Genomic DNA, 20,078 nt, shown 5'->3' with positions numbered 1-20,078 from the left:
GATGGTCGCCAGATCCACGGACGACGGCGAAGGGATCGGCGAGCCCGCGGGCGGAGTGTCCTACGATGGAGGGCTATGTCTTTCACGATCTCCTACCCTCCCGAGCTGCCCGTCAGCCAGATGAAGGACGAGATCGCCGAGGTCGTTCGCGACCATCAGGTGATCATCATCGCCGGGGCGACCGGATCGGGAAAGACGACGCAGCTGCCGAAGATCCTGCTTGAGCTGGGCCGTGAATCGATCGCCCACACCCAGCCGAGACGTCTGGCCGCCCGGACGATCGCTGAGCGCATCGCCGACGAACTCGGGGTTGAGCTCGGAGGGGTCGTGGGCTACCAGGTCAGGTTCACCGATCAGGCCAGCTCGGACACCAAGGTCAAGCTGATGACAGACGGCATCCTGCTCAACGCGATTCACCGCGACCGGATGCTGCGTGCATACGACACCATCATCATCGACGAGGCCCACGAACGCAGCCTCAACATCGACTTCCTGCTCGGATACCTCAAGCAGCTGTTGCCGAAGCGCCCCGACCTCAAACTGATTATCACGTCGGCGACGATCGACCCGCAGAGCTTCTCACGCCACTTCGATGACGCGCCGATTGTCGAGGTGTCCGGCCGCACCTTCCCCGTCGAGATCCGGTTCCGCCCGCTCGTGGCCGATGTTCCTGCAGACGACGAGGATCAGGACGATGCGGGTGAGACGCAACCCGACGTGGACCCGATCGACGGCATCACTGCGGCTCTCGACGAACTGGCCCAGGAGTCGATGGGTGACGTCCTCGTCTTCCTCAGCGGTGAGACGGAGATCCGCGACACCGCTGACGCCCTCCGCGCCCGCTACGCCTCAGGCGGTGCAGGGGTCACCGAGATCCTCCCGCTGTACGGTCGGCTCAGTTCGGCCGAACAGCACCGCGTCTTCCAGCCCAGTTCAGTGGCCGGGGTCCGGCGGCGCATCGTGCTGGCGACGAACGTCGCCGAGACCAGCCTGACCGTTCCGGGGATCAAGTACGTGATCGACGCAGGAACGGCCCGCATCTCGCGGTACAGCGTGCGGTCGAAGATTCAGCGACTACCCATCGAAGCGATCTCGCAGGCGTCCGCCAACCAGCGATCAGGACGGTCAGGGCGCACCAGCGACGGCATCGCCATCCGGCTGTATTCCGAGCAGGACTTCACTGCCCGGCCGGAATTCACCGAACCCGAGATTCTCCGCACCAACCTCGCGGCCGTGATCCTGCAGATGGTGTCGCTCGGACTCGGTGACATCCAGGCTTTCCCGTTCCTTCAGCCGCCGGACTCGCGGGGCATCAAGGACGGTGTCGACCTGCTCCGTGAATTGGGCGCCATCAGCACTGCGGAGGGGGTGACGCCGAAACTCACCCGTGTCGGACGCGACCTGTCCCGCCTGCCGATCGACCCGCGCTTCGCCCGGATGGTCGTCGAGTCGAAGAGACACGGCGTCTCGCGCGAAGTGATGGCGATCGTCGCAGCGCTCACCATTCAGGACCCGCGGGAGCGTCCACTCGAAAAACGCCAGCAGGCGGATGAACAGCACGCTCGGTTCACCGACCCGACGAGCGACTTCCTTTCCCTCCTGAATCTGTGGAACTACCTCGAGGACAAGCAGAAGGAGCTGGGGTCGAGCGCATTCAGACGACTGTGCAAGACCGAGTTCCTCAACTACCTGCGGGTACGCGAATGGCAGGATGTCGTCCGCCAGCTTCGGCAGTTGTCGAAGCCGCTCGGACTCACCCTTTCCGACCGGGCGACAAACCCGGACGGCATCCACAAGTCACTTCTCGCCGGCCTGCTCTCGCACATCGGGCTGAAGGATGCCGCGGCTGCGGCAGCGAACACGGCTCGCGGCAAACAGCAGGGGCGGCCGGGACCTGCCCGAAAGGGTGACTACATTGGAGCCCGTCAGACCCGTTTCGTGATCTTCCCCGGGTCAGCACTCGTGAAGAAGCAACCGAACGCGCTCATGTCGGCCGAACTCGTGGAGACCTCACGCCTGTTCGCCCGCACCAACGCCGCCATCGACCCGGCCTGGGCCGAGGAGATCGCCGGCGACCTCGTCAAACGCAGCTATTCCGAACCCCATTGGGAAAAGGGGCAGGGTGCCGTTGTCGCCTGGGAGAAGGTCATGCTCTATGGCCTCGCCATCGTGCCCCGCCGCCGTGTCCAGTACTCGCGCATCGACCAGGAACTCTCGCGAGAGCTGTTTCTCAGGCACGCACTCGTGGAAGGCGAGTGGGAGTCTCCCCAGGCGTTCGACAAGGCCAACCGTCGACTGCGGAAGGAACTCGCCGAGCTCGAGGAACGCACCCGCCGTCGCGACATCCTCTTCGACGATGAAGCCGTCTTCGACTTCTACAACTCCCGCATCCCCGCCGATGTCTTTTCGACCCGCAGCTTCGAGGGTTGGTGGCGCCAGGCGAAGAAGGTCACTCCTGAATTGCTCACGATGCGGCAGGAAGATCTGCTCCCCGACGACGCCCCTGAGGTCGACGACGCCCAGTTCCCGCCGACGTGGCGGCAGGGCGATCAGAAACTGAGCCTCCGCTACCGCTTCGAACCCGGCGCGGACGACGACGGTGTCACCGTACAGGTGCCCCTTCCGCTCCTCCCCCGACTTTCGCCGGCGGGTTTCGACTGGCAGGTGCCGGGGCTGCGGCTGGATCTCGTCACCGCGATGATCAAATCGCTCCCGAAAGCCATTCGCCGCAACGTCGTGCCTGCTGCGGACTGGGCGCGGCGGCTTATGGCAGAACTGCCGGACGTCCCGCCGCAGCCCCAGGCTCAGGCCACGAACAACGACACTCTTGCCGCCCACCTGGCCATTGCCGTCAAGCGGCTCTCCTATATGCCCATCGAGGCATCCGATTTCGATCTCTCACGCATTCCCGGGCATCTTCGGGTGACCTTCCGGGTCGTCGATGAGAAAGGCAGGCCGGTCGCGGCAGGCAAGGACCTCGCCGAACTGCAGAACCGGCTTGCCTCCCGAACCCGGGAAAGTGTGGCGAAGGTGGCCGAGGCCACGCCTAACGCGCTGGAACGGTCCGGCATCACCCGCTGGGACTTCGATGAACTCCCGCGCTTTGTCGACACCAGGCACGCGGGTAACACCATCCGCGGCTATCCTGCGCTCGTCGACGATCGAACATCCGTCTCCATTCGAATCATGGCGACCGAGGCCGATCAACGTCGCGCTATGCCCGGTGGTGTCCGGCGGCTGCTGCTCCTCGCCGTGCCGTCACCGGTCAGCTACGTGCAGCAACACCTCACCGGCGCCGAGAAGCTGGTCCTAGCGACAAGCCCGTACCCATCGACCCAGGCTCTCTTCGACGACTGCCTCATCGCCTGCATCGACGACATCCTGTTCCGCGTTGCCTCTGACGGATGCTTGTTCATGCGTGTGGAGTTCGAAACCGTGCGCGACCGGGTATCCGGCGCCGTGATGAACACGATGTTCGACACCGTCTCGCTCACCGCCAAGGTCCTCACCGCGGCCCGCACCGCAGAGAAGGCGCTGAAGCGGGCGACGAGCCTCTCGCTGCTCCCCGCACTGTCTGACGCGACCGCCCAGCTGAACGGTCTCATCTTCGCCGGGTTCGTCTCGACTACCGGTTCGGCGCGGCTGGCGCAGCTGCCCCGATACCTCTCCGGAATCGCCTACCGGGCCGAGAAACTCCCAGACAACCCGAACCGCGACCGCGTCTGGATGAACGAGATCCAGACCGCAACGGCTCTGTTCGAAGCAGCTGGCGGGACGATTCCGCTCGACCGGTTTGCGCCTCCACACCTCGGACGGGCGCGCTGGATGCTCGAGGAACTCCGGCTCAGCCTGTTCGCCCAGAACATTGGCGCCGCAGAGAGTGTGTCTCTACAGCGCATCCGCAAGGTTCTCGCCGGTTAGAGCACCTTCGAGAGGAACGCCTGCGTCCGGCCGTGCTGCGGGTTGGCCAGGACCTCTCGCGGGTTACCGGACTCGACGACGACCCCTCCGTCCATGAAGACGAGGGAATCGGCGACCTCTCGGGCGAAACCCATCTCGTGGGTGACGACGATCATCGTCATTCCCGTGCTCGCGAGTTCCTTCATCACGTCGAGAACTTCACCGACGAGTTCCGGGTCGAGTGCACTGGTCGGTTCGTCGAACAGCATGAGCTTCGGTTCCATGGCCAGTGCCCTGGCGATGGCGACGCGCTGCTGCTGCCCGCCAGAGAGATGCGCGGGGTAATGGTCGATATGGTCGGCGAGACCGACGCGCTCGAGCAGTTCCCTGCCCTTCGCCGTCGCTGCGGAGCGGCTCAGTCCGCGCACCTGGATCGGTGCCTCGATGACGTTCTCGAGCGCGGTCATATGTGGGAACAGGTTGAACCGCTGGAACACCATGCCGATGTCCCGGCGCTGGCGGGCGGCGACCTTCGGCTTGAGCTCGTAGAGCTTGTCACCGCGCTGCTCATACCCGACGAGAGCGTCGTCGACGAACAGGCGTCCGGCGTCGACCCGCTCGAGGTGGTTGATGCAGCGGAGGAATGTGGACTTGCCAGACCCGCTTGGTCCGACGAGACACATCACTTCGCCGCGCGCGACCTCGAGCGTGATGCCCTTGAGGACCTGGTTGGAGCCGAAGTTCTTGCAGACGCTTTCGGCGCGGACCATCGGTGCGTCCGTCATGTCCTGCCCCCTTCCTCGTGCGATTTCGGTGTCTGAGCGGGCTGAGCGCCTGTGTTCACTCCGACATCGGCCGAGTCGTCGATCGGAGCGTTTCTATCGAGGCGCATCGCGCCGATGCCGCGGGAGAACCGCTTCTCGAGGAAGTACTGGCCGACCATGAGAATGGACGTGAACAGCAGGTACCAGCTCGACGCGACGAGCAGCATGGAGACGACGTTGAAGTTCACGGCCGAGATGTCACGCGACCGGGTGTACAAGTCAAGACTGAATGGCACGGCGACCACGAGCGACGTGGTCTTGAGCATTGAGATGACCTCGTTACCCGTCGGCGGGATGATGATGCGCATCGATTGCGGAACAATGATGCGCCGCATGGTCTGTGGCCAGCTCATGCCGAGGGCTGTGGCCGCCTCTTCCTGGCCCTTGTCGACGGAAAGGATACCCGCGCGCACGATCTCCGCCATGTATGCGGCCTCGTTCAGCGCCAGGCCGATCACGGCGAGGGTGAACGTGTTCAGCAGTTCGCTGGTCTCCCACGACGCGAGCGGCTGGAGTCCCGGTACACCGATGTCGATGGTGTTGTAGATCACCGAGATCAGGCCCCAGAACACGAGCTGGACGTACACGGGGGTGCCCCGGAAGATCCAGAGGTAGAGCCAGGCCACGCTCTTCACCACGGGGTTCGGCGAGAGCCGCATCACGGCAAGCAGAAGCCCGAGGATGATCGCGATGATCATCGAGTAGACGGTGAGCTGTATGGTCACCCACGCTGCCGCGGCAATGCGCCGGTCGAAGATGTACTTGCCGTACTCAGGCCAGTCGTACGCGGGCCTGAGCGCCGCATCCCAGATGAACAGGGCGAGCATGGCAACCAGGACGACCGCGATGACGATGCGCCACGGGTGCCGCAGTTTGATGGCCTTGATCGGGCCGGCACCCACCGGCGCTGCCGTGTCCCGCTGCGCCGGTGGGTTCTGCATGTCTGCAGGCATGATTAGCCCTTCGAGGCTGCGTTGATCGTGATCTCATCGAGACCGCCGTCAGCGACACCCCATTCGTCGAGGATCTCGGTGTAGGTTCCGTCGGCGATCAGAGCTTCGAAGGCGGACACGATGGCCTCGGTCAGTTCGCTGTCCTTGGCGATCGGGAGGCCGTACGGCGCCTCGTCGAAGGTCTCGCCAGCGGCCTGCAGCTTGTCGCCGTTCTGGGCGATGGCGTAAAGAGTCACCGGGGAGTCAGCGCTGAACGCATCGGCCTGGCCGAGAGCGACCGCGTTCGCGGCGGCATCCTGGGCCTCGAACTGCAGTTTCTCGATCGGTTCCTTTCCTGCAGCCACACAGGCGTCCGACTTGGCCGGGACCTCTTCTGTGTCCTGGAAGGTGGTGGACTGAACGGCGACCTTGAGCCCGCAGGCGTTGTTCGGATCCACCTCGGTACCCTTGGTCGACGCCCACTGGACGCCTGCCGTGTAGTAGTTGACGAAGTCGACCTGCTCTTCACGTTCGATGGTGTCCGTGAAGGACGAGAGCCCGAAGTCGAGCTTGTTGCCGACGATCGAGGGGATGATGTTGTCGAACTGCGACGCCTTGTACTCGGTCTCAAGCCCGAGCTTGGCGGCCATAGCGTCGATCAGGTCGATCTCCCAGCCGATCACCGTGCCGTCCGAATCCTTGTACTCGTTCGGCGGGTAGTTGGCATCCGTGCCGATGACCAGCTTGCCGGCCTCCTTGATGTCATCGGGGAGCAGCGCGACACTTGCCTCGTCAACGGAGACGCCGCTGGCCCCGTCACCACCCTTCGACGGTGCGGTCTCGTTGTTCACACAGCCCGTCAGCAGGAGGGCAGCAGCCGCCGCAAGTGCCAGGGGTGCAACAAAAGTCTTGATGCGCATGAAGATCGTCCTTACTCTCGCAAATGCCGATGATGGCGCTTTCGAGACTAGCCCACCTCGACCCGGTCAGACCGCGTCGAGTGCCGATCCGAGTTCCGCGGCCAGCCGGCGCTCGAGAACGAGGACGGAGCGCACCCTGACGGCCAATTCGGTGATCGTTCGGCCGGGGTCGGTCGCGTCTGCGGCCAGGTCGGCGATGGTGGCCCAGACCGCGCCGGCGTCGCGTGCGGTCTCGGCTGCGGGGCCGAGCGCCATGCCCGACACCGGGCCAGCCTCGTCGAGGAACTCGGCGTACAACGGGCGGCCAGCCGCCGGAGCGGTGTGCGACCAGGTCAGACACTCCGCCAGTCGCGCCATCCCGGCCGCGAACGACTCCGCAGACCCGAATCGGCGCACCCACCCCCTCTTCGTCCCCTCGTCCTCCAGGTCCGCGAGTAGGCGTTCCATACCGCTCACGCCGATGTTGACGTCGAACGAATTTCCGAGCACAGGTCCGGTGAGATGCGCTGTCGTCATCGCTATCGCCGAACGGACGGCGTGACCGATGTCAAGAACCGAAACCGGTGAGCTGATGGTCGTCAGACCGAACCGGCCTTTTCGGTGAGCGGCCCACGCCGTCGCAAGTCGGTCTGCAGGGATAAGGTGCGGGTCAGACGCGGTGTCGTCGATGAGGTACCGCCCAGCCGACCGCCCGGCGACGACGATCGGATAGGGGTCTGCCGCTTCCTCGTCTGATGTCGCCTCGTGCCAGGCGAGGTGCCCCCTGCCCACCGTGAGCCAGGCGGGCGATCCCGCGTCGAGTGACGCATCAAGCTTCGTCAGAGCCGAAGCCGGCCCGCTCGACGTCGTCGTCGAGAGGTCCAGGCGTAGGTGCTCGGCCACACTCTCCAGCCAGGGCTTCGGATGGTGCTGCGCCACGATCGTGAGAAGCGGATGCGACACCGCGCGGTACTCGAAGACAGCATAGAGAAACCCGACCCCGCCGCCGAGGCCGAATGCCATCGGTTCGGACACACCGATCCCCCGAACGGCGAGAAGGTGACGGGCCAGAGCGGATGGCCCGTGGGAGGCGGCACCGAAACTCGGATAGCCCGACACTGCATCGGGATGCCCGTGATGCTCCCGCTCCGACTGGAGACGGCGAAACGCTGTCGTATAGCTCTCGCCGGTGCGGGACATCCGCGCTCGGATCAGCTTCTTGGCCGAGTGACGCTGGGTCATGATGTTCTCTCCCGTGGCCGTGAGCACGCCGTCCGACCCACACCGGACCCGTGCTGACCACGATTGCCGAGATCATCGAAAAGGAGTCGCCCGCCACGATGAACGATCACCTTGTTCCCGCACTGCCTGCGGGTGTGGGCCGCTGGTCAGGGAATCAGGCGTGTGACGACGCCGTAGTCCGAGAATACGCATCGCCCCGCTGCGCTGCAACATGCCCGTTCGTTCTCGTGACGCTCCGTCGCTCAAAGCACGTCGACGGTCCGTTCGTCGAGCCCGGTCGCTCCATCAGGAAGCACACCCTGCTTGTCCGAAATCTGGATTTCACCGTCCGTGCCGACCGCGCGCACCCGCAACTTGTGGGTTCCAGCGGACGCTTCCCAGTCATATCGCCACTGCACCCAGGTGTCGATCGAGATCGCAGGTGCAAGTGTTGCCTCTCGCCAGCTGCCGCCGTCGACCTGCACCTCGACGCGATCGATCCCGACGTGCTGGTGCCAGGCGACTCCGGCGACCGTGATCGTGCCGGCTGCGAGCGACTGCCGTGCGCTCGGAACATCGATGCGCGACGAGATCTTCACCGGCCCTCGATCGCTCCACCCACGGTCGGTCCAGTATGCGGATGCCGCGTCGAAGCGCGTCACCTCGAGTTCGGTCACCCATTTCGTGGCCGAAACGTACCCGTAGAGCCCTGGAACGACCATCCGGACCGGAAATCCGTGCTCAGGAGGAAGGGGCTCGCCGTTCATGCCCACCGCGAGGATGGCGTTCCTGTCGTCTTCGAGCACGGCGAGAGGAGTCGACGCGGTGAACCCGTCGATGCTACGCGAGAGCACCATGTCGGCGTCATCGCTCGGCGACGCCCGCGCGAGCATCTCGCGAATCGGGTAGCCGAGCCACAAGGCGTTGCCGATCAGCCCGCCGCCCACCTCGTTCGAGACGCAGGCGAGGGTCGTGACGCTCTCCTCGAGCGGCAGCGCCAGCAGTTCGTCCCAGGTGATCGTGATCTCACGCTCCACCATGCCGTGGATTCGCAGGCTCCAGTCCGACGGGTCGACCGCTGGAACCGAGAGCGCCGTGTCGATCCGGTAGAACTCCTCGTTGGGCGTGACCAGAGCGCTGAGACCGTCGATCTTGAATTCGGATGCCGCGGGAACCGTGGCGGTCGATGCGGGCTTCGGCAGCATGATGGCATCGCGAATCGCCGCGATGCTCCTGCTCCCTGCCTGCAGGGCGTACCCCCCGAGAGCGGCGAGCGCGCCGATCGCTGCCGCTCCCCCTGCCCAGCCGAGAAAACGCCGTCTGTCGATGCCCGTCGCCTGCCCTGTGTCCGTCACGCCGCCTGCGGCATCCGGCACACGGGGAGTCAGGATCTGCAGCGCGACAACCGCGGCAAGCGCGGCAAGCGCGGCAGGAGCGACCGCGAGCATCGGTGGGTTGGCTCTCGTCGACGCAGCGACCGCTCCGACCACGCCGAGGAGGGCGATGACAAGCCGCCCGACGGGTGGTCGTCGAGCCTCGGACACGCCGGCTGCCCCTGCGGCCACCGTGAGCGCGATACCGATGCCGATCAGGAGGGCCACCTTGTCTGCGGTTCCGAACAGCGCGATCGCAGCGTCCTTTGCCCACGACGGTGCGAGGTCGATGAGCAGAGACCCCACCACGATGACCGGGCTCGACTCCGGGGCGAGCAGCGCAGCACCGAGTTCGCCGATCCCGGCACCGAATGCGACCGCTCCAACGCCGGCAGCGGCCGGCCCAACCCACCGCGGTTGGGAGCGGCGCCGGTCTGTCATGCGTTCAGGCTAGTCCCGCATCCTGCGCATGTGGTCGGAGTGTGGTCCGAGATCGGAATGCGCATCTTCTGGCACGGGGACGCCTCGGGAACAACGGCGCTTCTCAACGGCGTGCTTTCTCAACGCCGGTGCGTCTCAGGGGCGGCGCTTCTCAACGCCGGTGTCTCTCAGGGGCGGCGCTTCTCAACACGCGTGCACAGGCCACCCGCGATATCCTCGCTTCACTCAGAACGGCGGATGGTCATCGGCCCCGGTTGGCGTCAGGGTCGTGAAGCGAGACGGGCTCCTGGATGCCGACGGCGCCGACGTCACCGGTGGTCCTGGCGGAGGCCGGGACGACACCTGCTGAAATCGGAGGTCTGGCTCGGTGACCTGGGTGCGCCCATCTGGTGAGGTCCACAGGAGGATCCCGCCCCCGAGTTGCTTCGCCTGCCAGGTCGTCTGATGCTTCAGCCGATGGTGCATGGGGCACAGGTGTGAGAGGTTGCCGCAGTCGGTTCGCCCACCGTGAGCCACGCCTGTGTGTGGTCGATCTCACAATGCCTCGCCCGTCGGGAACAGCCGGGGAACCTGCAGAACCCGTCGCGAAGCGCCAGATATTCGCGCATCCGTTTGGTTGGCTTGTACCTCGTTCGTCCGAGCGTCAGTGGCGCGCCTGACACGGGATCGGTCAGGAGCCGCAACCAGGTCTTCGATTTTCCGGCGAGCCTTCTGGCGGTGTCTGAGTCGATGGGACCATAGCCTGCAAGGTCGCCGGGTTCGTCACTCACGTCCAAGAGCGTCATGGCTGGAACGGTGACCACCACGGTCGGCTCGATCCGGCCGAATGCGGTTGTCGACGGCCCCGCAGCGCGCTCTCCGGCCAGCCCGGCGGCGAGAGCATCGGCGCACACGTCTGCGACGAGCTGCGACACAGTTCGCGCCTCGTCAGTGCGTTGGAGGCTCATTGCCGCCTCACGGACTGCTGCGTAGAGAGACCGGGCTTCAGGCGCTGTCGTGTACAGGCTGAGCCAGGCCATGCCGTCTGGCGCAGGAACGAACTCCAGCCGACGGTCTTTCGCGGACCTCGTCGTGCGTTCGATAGCCGAATCGGCGTCGATCCGCTCTCGAATAACACGCGCCTGTTGCCGGAACCGGGACACCGTGAGTGTCTGCGCAAATGGGAGCACCGCCGCTTCGAGCGCGTGTGCTGTCTGCTCGTCGAGCGACGATGTCTGGTCGACGATCACCCGGGCATGGCGAAGACTGATGTCTCCTGCGCGGAGCGCGGCGAGCGAGGCGGGCAGCCGGTGCATGAGCGCCGAGCTGTCGTCGATCAGTTGCCCGGCAGTTCCCTCAGGAATGTGGAGGACGCCGGCCACCTCGGCACGAAACGACCGCTGCACCATCTCTCCTTTCTGACGGGGGCTCAGAGACGACCCGACGGCCACCAGCCCGTGCTCGGAGATTTCAGCGACCCGCCGCGCCTGGTCGATGAAGTCGATCTTCCACGCGTCTTGCTTCGCCTCGATCCGCTCGATCAGGGCTACAGCGTCAAGCAGGGAACTGCAGGTATCGGCGATGGTGGCAGACAGCGTCGTTTCGTTGATCGCGACGCGGTCGTCGGAGTCGCTGTGCTCTGCCGGGGCTGCGGTGCCTTCCATGAATCGATGAACACCCGACCACTGACATCGCTTTCGGCACACGACTCTGCCGTCGCCCCACGCCCGGACACGAGAATGCGGCCGCCCTTCCGGACGACCGCACTCTCTGCACCCGGGTTAGAAGTCCCAGTCCGCGTCTTCGGTGACAACAGCCTTACCGATGACATACGACGAACCCGACCCCGAGAAGAAGTCGTGGTTCTCGTCGGCGTTCGGCGAGAGCGCCGACAGGATCGCCGGGTTCACATCGGTGACCGTCTTCGGGAACATCGGCTCATAGCCGAGGTTCATCAGGGCCTTGTTGGCGTTGTAGTGCAGGAATTTCTTGACGTCTTCGGTCAGACCGACGGTGTCGTAGAGGTCCTGCGTGTACTGCACCTCGTTGTCGTAGAGCTCGAACAGAAGGTTGAACGTGTAGTCCTTGATCTCCTGGCGGCGCTCCTCGGTCTCTTTCTCGAGACCCTTCTGGAACTTGTAGCCGATGTAGTAGCCGTGCACGGCCTCATCACGGATGATGAGGCGGATCATGTCTGCCGTGTTGGTGAGCTTGGCACGGCTCGACCAGTACATCGGCAGGTAGAACCCGGAGTAGAAGAGGAACGACTCGAGCAGGGTCGATGCCACCTTGCGCTTGAGCGGGTCGTCACCGGTGTAGTAGTCCATGACGATCGCGGCCTTCTTCTGAAGGTTCTCGTTCTCGACCGACCAGCGGAATGCCTCGTCGATCTCCTTGGTGGAGCAAAGGGTGGAGAAGATCGACGAGTAGCTCTTGGCGTGCACAGACTCCATGAACGCGATGTTGGTGTAGACCGCCTCTTCATGAGGGGTGATCGCATCCGGGATCAGCGAGACGGCGCCGACGGTACCCTGCAACGTGTCGAGCAGGGTGAGGCCGGTGAAGACCCGCATCGTCAGCTGCTGCTCCTCGGGGGTGAGGGTGTTCCACGACTGGATGTCGTTCGACAGCGGCACCTTCTCGGGCAGCCAGAAGTTATTGACGAGGCGGTTCCAGACCTCGACGTCTTTCTCGTCCTCGATCCTGTTCCAGTTGATCGCCTGGACGTGGTCGACCAGCTTGAGCTTGTCAATCATTCGTGTTGTTCCTTAGTGAGTGCGTTGATCGAGCGTGTCGGCGTTGATCGAGCGGGTTTCGAGCCAGGGTCAGAGCATGCAGCTGACGCAGCCATCCACCTCAGTACCCTCAAGCGCGAGCTGGCGCAGACGGATGTAGTAGATGGTCTTGATGCCCTTGCGCCATGCGTAGATCTGCGCCTTGTTGATGTCACGCGTCGTCGCCGTGTCCTTGAAGAACAACGTGAGCGACAGCCCCTGGTCGACGTGCTGCGTTGCAGCCGCGTAGGTGTCGATGATCTTCTCGGCGCCGATTTCGTAGGCATCCTGGTAGAAGTCCAGGTTGTCGTTCGTCATGAACGGAGCCGGGTAGTAGACCCGCCCGAGCTTGCCCTCCTTGCGGATCTCGATCTTCGACGCGATCGGGTGGATCGACGACGTCGAGTTGTTGATGTACGAGATCGACCCGGTCGGCGGAACAGCCTGGAGGTTCTGGTTGTAGATGCCGTGTTCCATCACGGATGCCTTCAGCGCGGCCCAGTCGGCCTGCGTCGGGATCGCGACAGCGGAGGTCGCGAACAGTTCGGCCACCCGCTCGGTGGCTGGCTGCCACACCTGGTCGGTGTACTTGTCGAAGAACGCTCCGGTCGCGTACGTCGATTTCTCGAAACCGTCGAAAGCGATACCGCGCTCGATGGCGATCCGGTTCGATGCCCGCAGAGCGTGGAACAGCACCGTGTAGAAGTAGATGTTCGTGAAGTCGATACCCTCTTCTGAGCCGTAGTAGACGCGCTCCCTGGCGAGGTAGCCGTGGAGGTTCATCTGGCCGAGGCCGATGGCGTGCGACTTGTCGTTGCCGTCTTCGATCGACCGGACCGATTCGATGTGGCTCTGGTCCGACACCGAACTGAGGCCGCGGATGGCGGTCTCGACGGTGCGGCCGAAGTCAGGCGAGTCCATCGACAGGGCGATATTCATCGAGCCGAGGTTGCATGAGATGTCTTTGCCGATGACGTCGTACGACAGGTCGGCGTTGTACGTGGTCGGGGTGTTGACCTGGAGGATCTCCGAGCAGAGGTTCGACATGTTGATGCGACCCTCGATCGGGTTCGCCTTGTTCACGGTGTCTTCGAACATGATGTAGGGGTAGCCGGACTCGAACTGAATCTCGGCAAGCGTCTGGAAGAAGTCGCGGGCCTTGATCTTCGTCTTCTTGATACGCGCGTCGTCGACCATCTCGTAGTACTTCTCCGAGACGGAGATGTCGCCGAACGGCACCCCGTAGACCTTCTCGACGTCGTACGGCGAGAAGAGGTACATGTCCTCGCCCTTCTTGGCGAGCTCGAAGGTGATGTCGGGCACGACGACACCGAGCGACAGCGTCTTGATCCGGATCTTCTCGTCAGCGTTCTCCCGCTTGGTGTCGAGGAACCGCATGATGTCCGGGTGGTGCGCCTGCAGGTAGACGGCACCGGCACCCTGGCGCGCACCGAGCTGGTTGGCGTAGCTGAAGGAATCTTCGAGGAGCTTCATCACGGGGATGATTCCACTGGACTGGTTCTCGATCTGCTTGATCGGAGCGCCGGCCTCTCGGATGTTCGACAGCAGCAGGGCGACGCCGCCGCCACGCTTCGACAGCTGCAGCGACGAGTTGATGCCGCGCGAGATCGACTCCATGTTGTCTTCGATTCGCAGCAGGAAGCAGGAGACGAGTTCGCCGCGCTGGGCCTTGCCCGAGTTGAGGAAGGTCGGGGTGGCCGGCTGGAAACGACCGGCGATGATCTCTTCGACCAGAGCGGTTGCGAGCTTCTCGTCGCCCTGGGCGAGTCCGAGTGCTGTCATGACAACGCGGTCCTCGAAGCGCTCGAGGTAACGCTTGCCGTCGAAGGTCTTGAGCGTGTACGAGGTGTAGTACTTGAACGCGCCGAGGAAGGTCTGGAAGCGGAACTTCTTCGAGTATGCGAGGTCGTTGAGTGCGGTGATGAAGTCGAACGAGTAGGCATCGATAACGGCCTTCTCGTAATACTCCTTCTCAACGAGGTAGTCGAGTCGCTCCCGCAGGGAGTGGAAGAAGACCGTGTTCTGGTTGACGTGCTGCAAGAAGTACTCGCGCGCGGCCTCCTGGTCCTTCTCGAACTGGATCTCGCCGTTCGGGCCGTACAGGTTGAGCATCGCATTGAGCGAGTGGTAATCCATCCCGGTGTCCATGGGGACCTCGGTCACTACTGTTCCAGCCAAAATGATTCCAATCCTTCGTGAACGACGCGCACGTCGTCTGGTGTTCCGAATACTTCAAAGCGATACAGGTTAGGCACCGTGCACTTGGCAGAGATGATGTCTCCTGCCAGGCCGTATGCCTCGCCGAAATTCGTGTTGCCTGCGGCGATGACTCCGCGGATCAGGTTCCGGTTTTTCTCGTCGTTGAGAAACCGGATGACCTGCTTGGGTACGGCGCCGTTACCGTCACCGCCACCGTATGTGGGCGTGACGAGCACGTATGGGTCCTGGACCGTGAGGGCCGGCTCCTTTGCGTGGAGCGGGATCCTTGCGGCCGGGACTCCGAGCTTGTCGATGAAGCGCCGGGTGTTGCCCGAAACGCTGGAGAAGTACACCAGCTGTGTCATCGCTTCACCCCCGGATTACTGAAAGTCACTGATCGAGCTTGTCGAGATCCACATCAAAGACGCTGATCGAGCGTGTCGAGATCTCCACGTCGAGTGCCGCTTGTCGAGATCCAATCAGGAAAGACGCGAAGCCAGCTCGTTGATCTTGTCTGGCCGGAAGCCCGACCAGTGGTCCTCATCGGTGATGACAACGGGGGCCTGGAGGTAGCCAAGCGCCTTGACCGCTTCGAGAGCGTTCTCGTCGGCAGACAGGTCGAGGATTTCGTACTCAATACCCTTGTTGTCGAGCGCGCGATACGTCGCGGTGCACTGGACACACGACGGCTTGGTGTAGACCGTGATTGTCATCGAAATGGGGCCCTTCTTCTTCGTTCACATCTGTCGGCGGCCGATGGTGGCTGGCCGGTTGTCCAATACTACATATAGTTGGCGTCTTTAGGGAGCACCCCAACCACTAGTAGTTACACGCCTGTAGTTATCAACATCCGTTTCCACCGTTTTGTTCCGTTTTCCACCGTTTCTCCACCCTTTTATCCACACCCGTCGCTGGGACGAAAAGGGCGGAATTGAGCGACTCGAGCGTGGTGACGGAGCGACTTGTCCACAGTTCTCACGCTACGCCGCACCACCGACAATTAATTTCCCCGGCGACACACATTCGGCGTGTCGTGAGCCTGAACCCGAACCCTTGATCTTCGGGTGTTCCCGCCTCCATACAATTGACCTCATGAGCGCATATTCCAGCCTGTTGAAAACGTCAGGCGTCGCTCGAATCATCGCCGCTCAGCTCGTCGCCCGATTTCCGTTCGGGATGCTGTCGCTCGCCTTCCTGCTCCATGTCGAGCAGGTCACCGGATCATACGGTGCTGCCGGACTCGTGCTCGCGGCCGCGAGCGTCGGGCAGGCCGCTGCCGGCCCACTGACCAGCCGGTGGATGGGTGTCTGGGGCATGCGTCGCGTCCTGGTGCTCACCCTCGTGGTGTGCGCTGTGACCGTGACGGCCGTCGCGCTCGTCGAAATGTCTGTTCCCTTCTATATGGCGTTCGCTCTCGTCGCCGGATTGGCCACTCCCCCGATCCAGCCAGCGGTGAGGACCATCTACCCGAAGATGGTCAACTCCAAACAGCTCACTCCGTTGTTCTCGCTCGATGCATCCGCTCAGGAGATCATCTGGGTTCTCGGGCCGGTCATCACCACCTTCATCTCCACGCAGGTGGGAACGGACTGGGGAATCCTCGTCGCCGTTGTGATCATGGTCTTCGGCGGTGCCTGGTTCATCGCATCGCCCGAGGTCGGTCGCGTCCGAATCCCCCGGAGCAAACGCAAACTCGGCCAGGTGCTCAAACGACCGCCCGTTCTTCTGGCGACCGTGGTCGGGTTCCTGCTCATCGGCGCGTGCGCGGCTGTCGAAGCTGGGGTGGTTGCGACCTTCGGTCACGACGGCCTCGAGGCCGGCCTCGTGCTCGGAATCTTCTCGCTCGGCAGTCTGGCCGGCGGCCTGACCCTCGGCCACATTCCGATCGGGCCGTGGGCTCTCGCGCGCCGGATGTCCATCGTGTTCGTCGGCATGGCCGTGTCGATCTTCTTCTCGAACGCCGTCCTGCTCTCGATCACCCTGTTCGTCGCGGGGATCGGCATCGCCCCCGCCCTCACCGTGCTCTTCGCCATGGTGTCCGCGAGCGTGAAGTTCAGCGACACTGCGGAGGCGTACGGCTGGGTGGGTACCGGTCAGCTCATCGGTGCCGCGCTCGGCTCCGCCGTCGCCGGCCTGCTCATCGACTCACGTGGTGCCGAGGGCGCGTTCTGGGCAGCAGCTCTCTTCGCCCTCGTCGGATTCCTCGTTCCGCTGCTCGGAAAGCGCTGGCATCCCGACCTCCGCGGCCGCGACGCCAGCCCCATTCCGGACACAGAGCCGATCCAGGTTCACCCGTCGTAACGGGAAAACCTGGATCGGATCGCTCAGCCCGCTACGAGTGTGGCGGCACGCACCGTCCGGAGCGCCGGGGCGAGAGCCCCCAGCTCGTCGATGAGTCCGTCGAGCCTGGCGACCTGCTGGTCGTCCGGCACGAAGAAGCCATCATCGATCTGGTGCGACGCCTGCATGATGTCGACGTGCGAGCTCGCTGCGACGAGGCCCAGTGATGAGAGCACCGGTCGCAGTGCTGCGGCACCGAAGGCTCCACCACCCCGGCCGCCGTAGCTGACCAGCCCGACGGGCTTCTTTCCCCACTCGTCGTAGAGAAAGTCCAGCGCGTTCTTGAGCGCCGGCGCGTAACTGTAATTCACCTCAGGAGAGACGAACAGAAACGCGTCAGCCTGCGCCACACGCTCGCTCCACGCGAGTGTGTGCCTGCGGCTGTAGTCGTGCAGTCGAGGCAGTTTCACTTCATCGACCATGGGCAGGTTCAGTTCTGCCAGGTCGACGAAGTCGATGTCGAAGCCGCCGCGTTCCGTCACGTGTTCGTGAACCCAGAGTGCGACGGAAAGTCCGGCGCGGCCTGGTCGTACGCTTCCAATGATGACCATAAGTCTGATCGAGGGTTCGGGCCCCCGGTCAGTTGGGTATTTTTCCAACATAAGGGTAGATCTCCAGCAAAAGGCGAATACTGGGGGCAGCAGTCCTCGCGGGATTTCAGGGAGGTACTCGAGCGGGGCAACACGGGTACGTGACCTCTAGCATGCTCTGCCGGAGCGGCGCTGCAACCCCCCAACTATGGGGAGTGGCGCGCCGGCGATTCCTCCGTGTTCCGGATCGTGACGATACTGTGAGCAACGAATCGACCGCGAGACTCCCGCGAATTCTAGAGTGTGAGCATGGAGCTCCAGCCGATCCGCCGGCGCCTGACCCGCCGCACCACGCCTGTCATCGCTGTTCTCATGACGTGTCTTCTCCTCGTCGGATGCTCGGCGGGTTCATCAGAGGGTGACGCGCCGGCAGACGGTGGCGCCATTCCGGGGCGCGACCTTGCTCCTCAGGACGAGAAGCGCTCGGGGGGTGCCTCCAGCGAGGAGCGGTCGGTCATCAGTTCCGCATCGATGTCGCTGACGTCGAACGCCCCTGTCGCCGCGGCAGACGCTGCCGTCGAGATCGTGCTCGACGTCGACGGTCATGTCGACAGCCGCACAGACATCCCGACGGACGAGAACCAGCAGGAGGCCGCACAACTCGTGCTTCGCGTTCCGTCTGATGACCTCGACGAAACCCTCCTCGAGTTGAAGACCGTCGGCGAGCTGGTCAGATCATCTCTCAGCCAGACGGATGTGACGACGGAAGTGGCAGACCTCGATGCCCGCATCACCGCCCTCGAGACGAGCGTCGGACGACTGCTGACACTCATCTCACAAGCGACGACGACTGCGGACCTCATCGACCTCGAGTCCGCGTTGTCGCAGCGACAGGCTGAACTCGACGGGCTGACCGCCCAGCGGGAGTCCCTCGGAGACCTCGTCGACTTCGCGACGGTCGAGGTGTACATCACGGCTCCCGCCGCGGTTGCCGGCGCTGCTCCCGGAGACTTCTGGGGCGGTGTCGTCGTCGGTTTCCAGTCACTTCTCGCCTTCATCGGCGGCCTGCTGGTCGTGATGGGGGTCCTGATCCCCTGGCTGATCCCGGTCGGGCTGCTCGCTGTGCTGATCTGGTGGCTCGTGCGCAGAAGGGATCGACGGCCGACGGTTCCGCCGGCATCCGGAGGTCCGGCTCCAGGGCCTAGCTTCGGGCCGGAAGAATCCTGGCCACCGACGGCGGGATCCGACGGCCGGATTCCGCCGCGACCGCCACTTCCTCCGCGTGAGAACCAGGTCGCTGTGGGCTCACCGTCGACCGACGCCAGCCGGTAGAAGGCAAGCCCACCTGGGCCTCGTCCCCGTCGACATACGATGGGCGCATGACGACTCTGATCGACAGCCCCGCGGATGCCGAACGACGGGTCGCCCTCGTCCAAATGAAGCGAACGGCGACTGCCCTGCTCGGACTGATGGCCGTCATCTTCTGCGTGTCGTTCGCCCTGCAGGACGAGGTGCCGTGGCTTGCGTGGGTCCGCGCGGCAAGCGAGGGGGGCATGGTCGGCGCGATCGCAGACTGGTTCGCGGTGACCGCGCTCTTCCGGCATCCTCTCGGCCTGAAAATTCCGCACACCGCGATCATCCCCAGACGAAAGGACGAGATCGGAGCGAGTCTCGGCGAATTCGTCGAATCGAACTTCCTCTCGACGGCTGTCGTCAGGCAGAAGCTCGAATCGATCAGGCTCGGTCGGACGATCGGAGCCTGGCTCGCCCGGCCCACCAACGCCACCCGCGTCGCCGACGAAGTCTCCGGGGCGGCGAAAGGCCTGCTCGACCTGCTCGACGATGACGACGTGCAGGATCTGGTCGAGCAGCTCACCCGCACCCATCTCATCGACCCGGGCTGGAGCGAGCACCTCGGCGCCTGGGGCGAGCAGCTCATCGCGGACGGCGGGCACCACAGTGCAGTGAACCTTCTGCTCGACGGACTCGACGAGTGGCTGACAGCGAATCCGGCTGCGTTCTCACGGCTGGTGTCGGCCCGACTGCCCGGCTGGCTGCCCTCGTTCGTCGACCGTCTCGTCGACGAACGGATCTACCGTGAGGCCGTCGAGTTCGTCCGCCGGGTGCGGACCGATGGCGACCACGCGGCGAGACGCGCGCTCGACACTTATCTGTCCGAACTCACCCGCAAGCTGCAGGAGGACCCGGACACCATCGCAGCACTGGAACAGACCAAGACCGAGGTGTTCGACAGCCCGCGCGTGAGGGATCTGGCGTCCCGAGCCTGGAACACGACGAGGACCGCGCTGGTCTCCTCACTCGATAACCCCTCGAGCGGTCTGCGGCAGCAGCTCACCGCGACCCTCATCGACATCGGCGAGCGCCTGGGCAGGGACGAACGGCTCGCGGGAAAGATCGACGAACTGGTGACGGATGCCGCGGTGTCGCTCGTCGACAATCACCGTCACGACATCGCCGGTGTCATCACCGAGACGATCGAGCGCTGGGATCCTCAGGAGACTAGCGACAAGATCGAACTGCAGGTCGGAAAGGATCTGCAGTTCATCCGGATCAACGGCACCGTCGTCGGTGCCCTCGCCGGACTGACCATCTTCACCGTCGCGTCCGCGGTGTTCGGTCACTGA

General features: G+C 64.0%; 15 protein-coding genes. 4 read left to right on the top strand and 11 right to left on the bottom strand.

The window, feature by feature from the left end; genetic code table 11:
• The first annotated feature begins 75 nt into the window (after positions 1-75).
• Positions 76-3,921 carry an ATP-dependent RNA helicase HrpA gene (hrpA, locus tag IWX78_RS10900; protein ID WP_196833548.1) on the top strand — a complete coding sequence of 1,282 codons (3,846 nt, stop codon included), beginning with the start codon at positions 76-78 and terminating at the stop codon, positions 3,919-3,921.
• On the opposite strand, the gene IWX78_RS10895 is transcribed toward hrpA, so the two are convergent.
• The 10 genes from IWX78_RS10895 to nrdH all read right to left on the bottom strand — a co-directional run bounded on the left by IWX78_RS10895 (position 3,918) and on the right by nrdH (position 15,276).
• Positions 3,918-4,685, bottom strand: coding sequence for an amino acid ABC transporter ATP-binding protein (locus IWX78_RS10895; RefSeq protein WP_334684686.1), 768 nt, complete (start codon positions 4,683-4,685; stop codon positions 3,918-3,920). The genes hrpA and IWX78_RS10895 overlap by 4 nt on opposite strands.
• Positions 4,682-5,665, bottom strand: coding sequence for an amino acid ABC transporter permease (locus tag IWX78_RS10890; RefSeq protein WP_196833547.1), 984 nt, complete (start codon positions 5,663-5,665; stop codon positions 4,682-4,684). The genes IWX78_RS10895 and IWX78_RS10890 overlap by 4 nt, the downstream gene beginning before the upstream one ends.
• 14 nt (positions 5,666-5,679) lie before the next feature.
• A complete protein-coding gene (locus IWX78_RS10885; protein ID WP_196833546.1) occupies positions 5,680-6,576 on the bottom strand; it encodes an ABC transporter substrate-binding protein in 897 nt (298 codons plus the stop codon).
• A gap of 66 nt (positions 6,577-6,642) precedes the next feature.
• On the bottom strand, positions 6,643-7,797 hold the full coding sequence (locus IWX78_RS10880) for a BtrH N-terminal domain-containing protein (RefSeq protein ID WP_196833545.1): 1,155 nt from the start codon (positions 7,795-7,797) through the stop codon (positions 6,643-6,645).
• A 242-nt stretch (positions 7,798-8,039) separates the two neighbouring features.
• Entirely contained in the window at positions 8,040-9,590 is a 1,551-nt protein-coding gene (locus tag IWX78_RS10875; protein ID WP_196833544.1) for a molybdopterin-dependent oxidoreductase, read from the bottom strand.
• Positions 9,591-10,039: 449 nt separating this feature from the next.
• On the bottom strand, positions 10,040-11,233 hold the full coding sequence (locus IWX78_RS10870; protein WP_196833543.1) for an HNH endonuclease signature motif containing protein: 1,194 nt from the start codon (positions 11,231-11,233) through the stop codon (positions 10,040-10,042).
• 117 nt (positions 11,234-11,350) lie between these two features.
• Positions 11,351-12,325: a class 1b ribonucleoside-diphosphate reductase subunit beta gene (gene nrdF / locus IWX78_RS10865; RefSeq protein WP_196833542.1), complete on the bottom strand. Its 975-nt coding sequence runs from the start codon at positions 12,323-12,325 to the stop codon at positions 11,351-11,353.
• 69 nt (positions 12,326-12,394) lie between these two features.
• Positions 12,395-14,512, bottom strand: a complete 2,118-nt coding sequence (nrdE, locus tag IWX78_RS10860; protein WP_196833740.1) for a class 1b ribonucleoside-diphosphate reductase subunit alpha — start codon at positions 14,510-14,512, stop codon at positions 12,395-12,397.
• A gap of 14 nt (positions 14,513-14,526) precedes the next feature.
• Positions 14,527-14,928, bottom strand: a complete 402-nt coding sequence (gene nrdI, locus IWX78_RS10855; RefSeq protein WP_196833541.1) for a class Ib ribonucleoside-diphosphate reductase assembly flavoprotein NrdI — start codon at positions 14,926-14,928, stop codon at positions 14,527-14,529.
• A gap of 114 nt (positions 14,929-15,042) precedes the next feature.
• Positions 15,043-15,276, bottom strand: a complete 234-nt coding sequence (gene nrdH / locus IWX78_RS10850; protein WP_196833540.1) for a glutaredoxin-like protein NrdH — start codon at positions 15,274-15,276, stop codon at positions 15,043-15,045.
• Between the two features lie 379 nt (positions 15,277-15,655).
• Here nrdH and IWX78_RS10845 point away from each other — a divergent pair, with 379 nt between their 5' ends.
• A complete protein-coding gene (locus tag IWX78_RS10845; protein ID WP_196833539.1) occupies positions 15,656-16,864 on the top strand; it encodes an MFS transporter in 1,209 nt (402 codons plus the stop codon).
• Between the two features lie 23 nt (positions 16,865-16,887).
• On the opposite strand, the gene IWX78_RS10840 is transcribed toward IWX78_RS10845, so the two are convergent.
• Positions 16,888-17,454, bottom strand: coding sequence for an NADPH-dependent FMN reductase (locus IWX78_RS10840; RefSeq protein WP_196833538.1), 567 nt, complete (start codon positions 17,452-17,454; stop codon positions 16,888-16,890).
• Between the two features lie 288 nt (positions 17,455-17,742).
• Between IWX78_RS10840 and IWX78_RS10835 the strand changes: the two genes are divergently transcribed.
• Positions 17,743-18,765, top strand: coding sequence for a DUF4349 domain-containing protein (locus tag IWX78_RS10835; protein ID WP_196833537.1), 1,023 nt, complete (start codon positions 17,743-17,745; stop codon positions 18,763-18,765).
• Between the two features lie 47 nt (positions 18,766-18,812).
• Positions 18,813-20,078, top strand: a complete 1,266-nt coding sequence (locus IWX78_RS10830; protein ID WP_196833536.1) for a DUF445 domain-containing protein — start codon at positions 18,813-18,815, stop codon at positions 20,076-20,078.

Source organism: Mycetocola sp. CAN_C7 (assembly GCF_015752285.1).
GTDB lineage: Bacteria > Actinomycetota > Actinomycetes > Actinomycetales > Microbacteriaceae > Mycetocola_A.
Note: the sequence above shows the minus strand (reverse complement) of the source record. Positions and strands in the feature narration are given on the sequence as shown.

Excerpts from the sequence above, each read along its gene's own strand:
- hrpA (WP_196833548.1), top strand. The coding sequence starts at position 76 with ATGTCTTTCACGATCTCCTACCCTCCCGAGCTGCCCGTCAGCCAGATG.
- IWX78_RS10895 (WP_334684686.1), bottom strand. The coding sequence starts at position 4,685 with ATGACGGACGCACCGATGGTCCGCGCCGAAAGCGTCTGCAAGAACTTC.
- IWX78_RS10890 (WP_196833547.1), bottom strand. The coding sequence starts at position 5,665 with ATGCAGAACCCACCGGCGCAGCGGGACACGGCAGCGCCGGTGGGTGCC.
- IWX78_RS10885 (WP_196833546.1), bottom strand. The coding sequence starts at position 6,576 with ATGCGCATCAAGACTTTTGTTGCACCCCTGGCACTTGCGGCGGCTGCT.
- IWX78_RS10880 (WP_196833545.1), bottom strand. The coding sequence starts at position 7,797 with ATGACCCAGCGTCACTCGGCCAAGAAGCTGATCCGAGCGCGGATGTCC.
- IWX78_RS10875 (WP_196833544.1), bottom strand. The coding sequence starts at position 9,590 with ATGACAGACCGGCGCCGCTCCCAACCGCGGTGGGTTGGGCCGGCCGCT.
- IWX78_RS10870 (WP_196833543.1), bottom strand. The coding sequence starts at position 11,233 with ATGGAAGGCACCGCAGCCCCGGCAGAGCACAGCGACTCCGACGACCGC.
- nrdF (WP_196833542.1), bottom strand. The coding sequence starts at position 12,325 with ATGATTGACAAGCTCAAGCTGGTCGACCACGTCCAGGCGATCAACTGG.
- nrdE (WP_196833740.1), bottom strand. The coding sequence starts at position 14,512 with ATGGACACCGGGATGGATTACCACTCGCTCAATGCGATGCTCAACCTG.
- nrdI (WP_196833541.1), bottom strand. The coding sequence starts at position 14,928 with ATGACACAGCTGGTGTACTTCTCCAGCGTTTCGGGCAACACCCGGCGC.
- nrdH (WP_196833540.1), bottom strand. The coding sequence starts at position 15,276 with ATGACAATCACGGTCTACACCAAGCCGTCGTGTGTCCAGTGCACCGCG.
- IWX78_RS10845 (WP_196833539.1), top strand. The coding sequence starts at position 15,656 with ATGAGCGCATATTCCAGCCTGTTGAAAACGTCAGGCGTCGCTCGAATC.
- IWX78_RS10840 (WP_196833538.1), bottom strand. The coding sequence starts at position 17,454 with ATGGTCATCATTGGAAGCGTACGACCAGGCCGCGCCGGACTTTCCGTC.
- IWX78_RS10835 (WP_196833537.1), top strand. The coding sequence starts at position 17,743 with ATGGAGCTCCAGCCGATCCGCCGGCGCCTGACCCGCCGCACCACGCCT.
- IWX78_RS10830 (WP_196833536.1), top strand. The coding sequence starts at position 18,813 with ATGACGACTCTGATCGACAGCCCCGCGGATGCCGAACGACGGGTCGCC.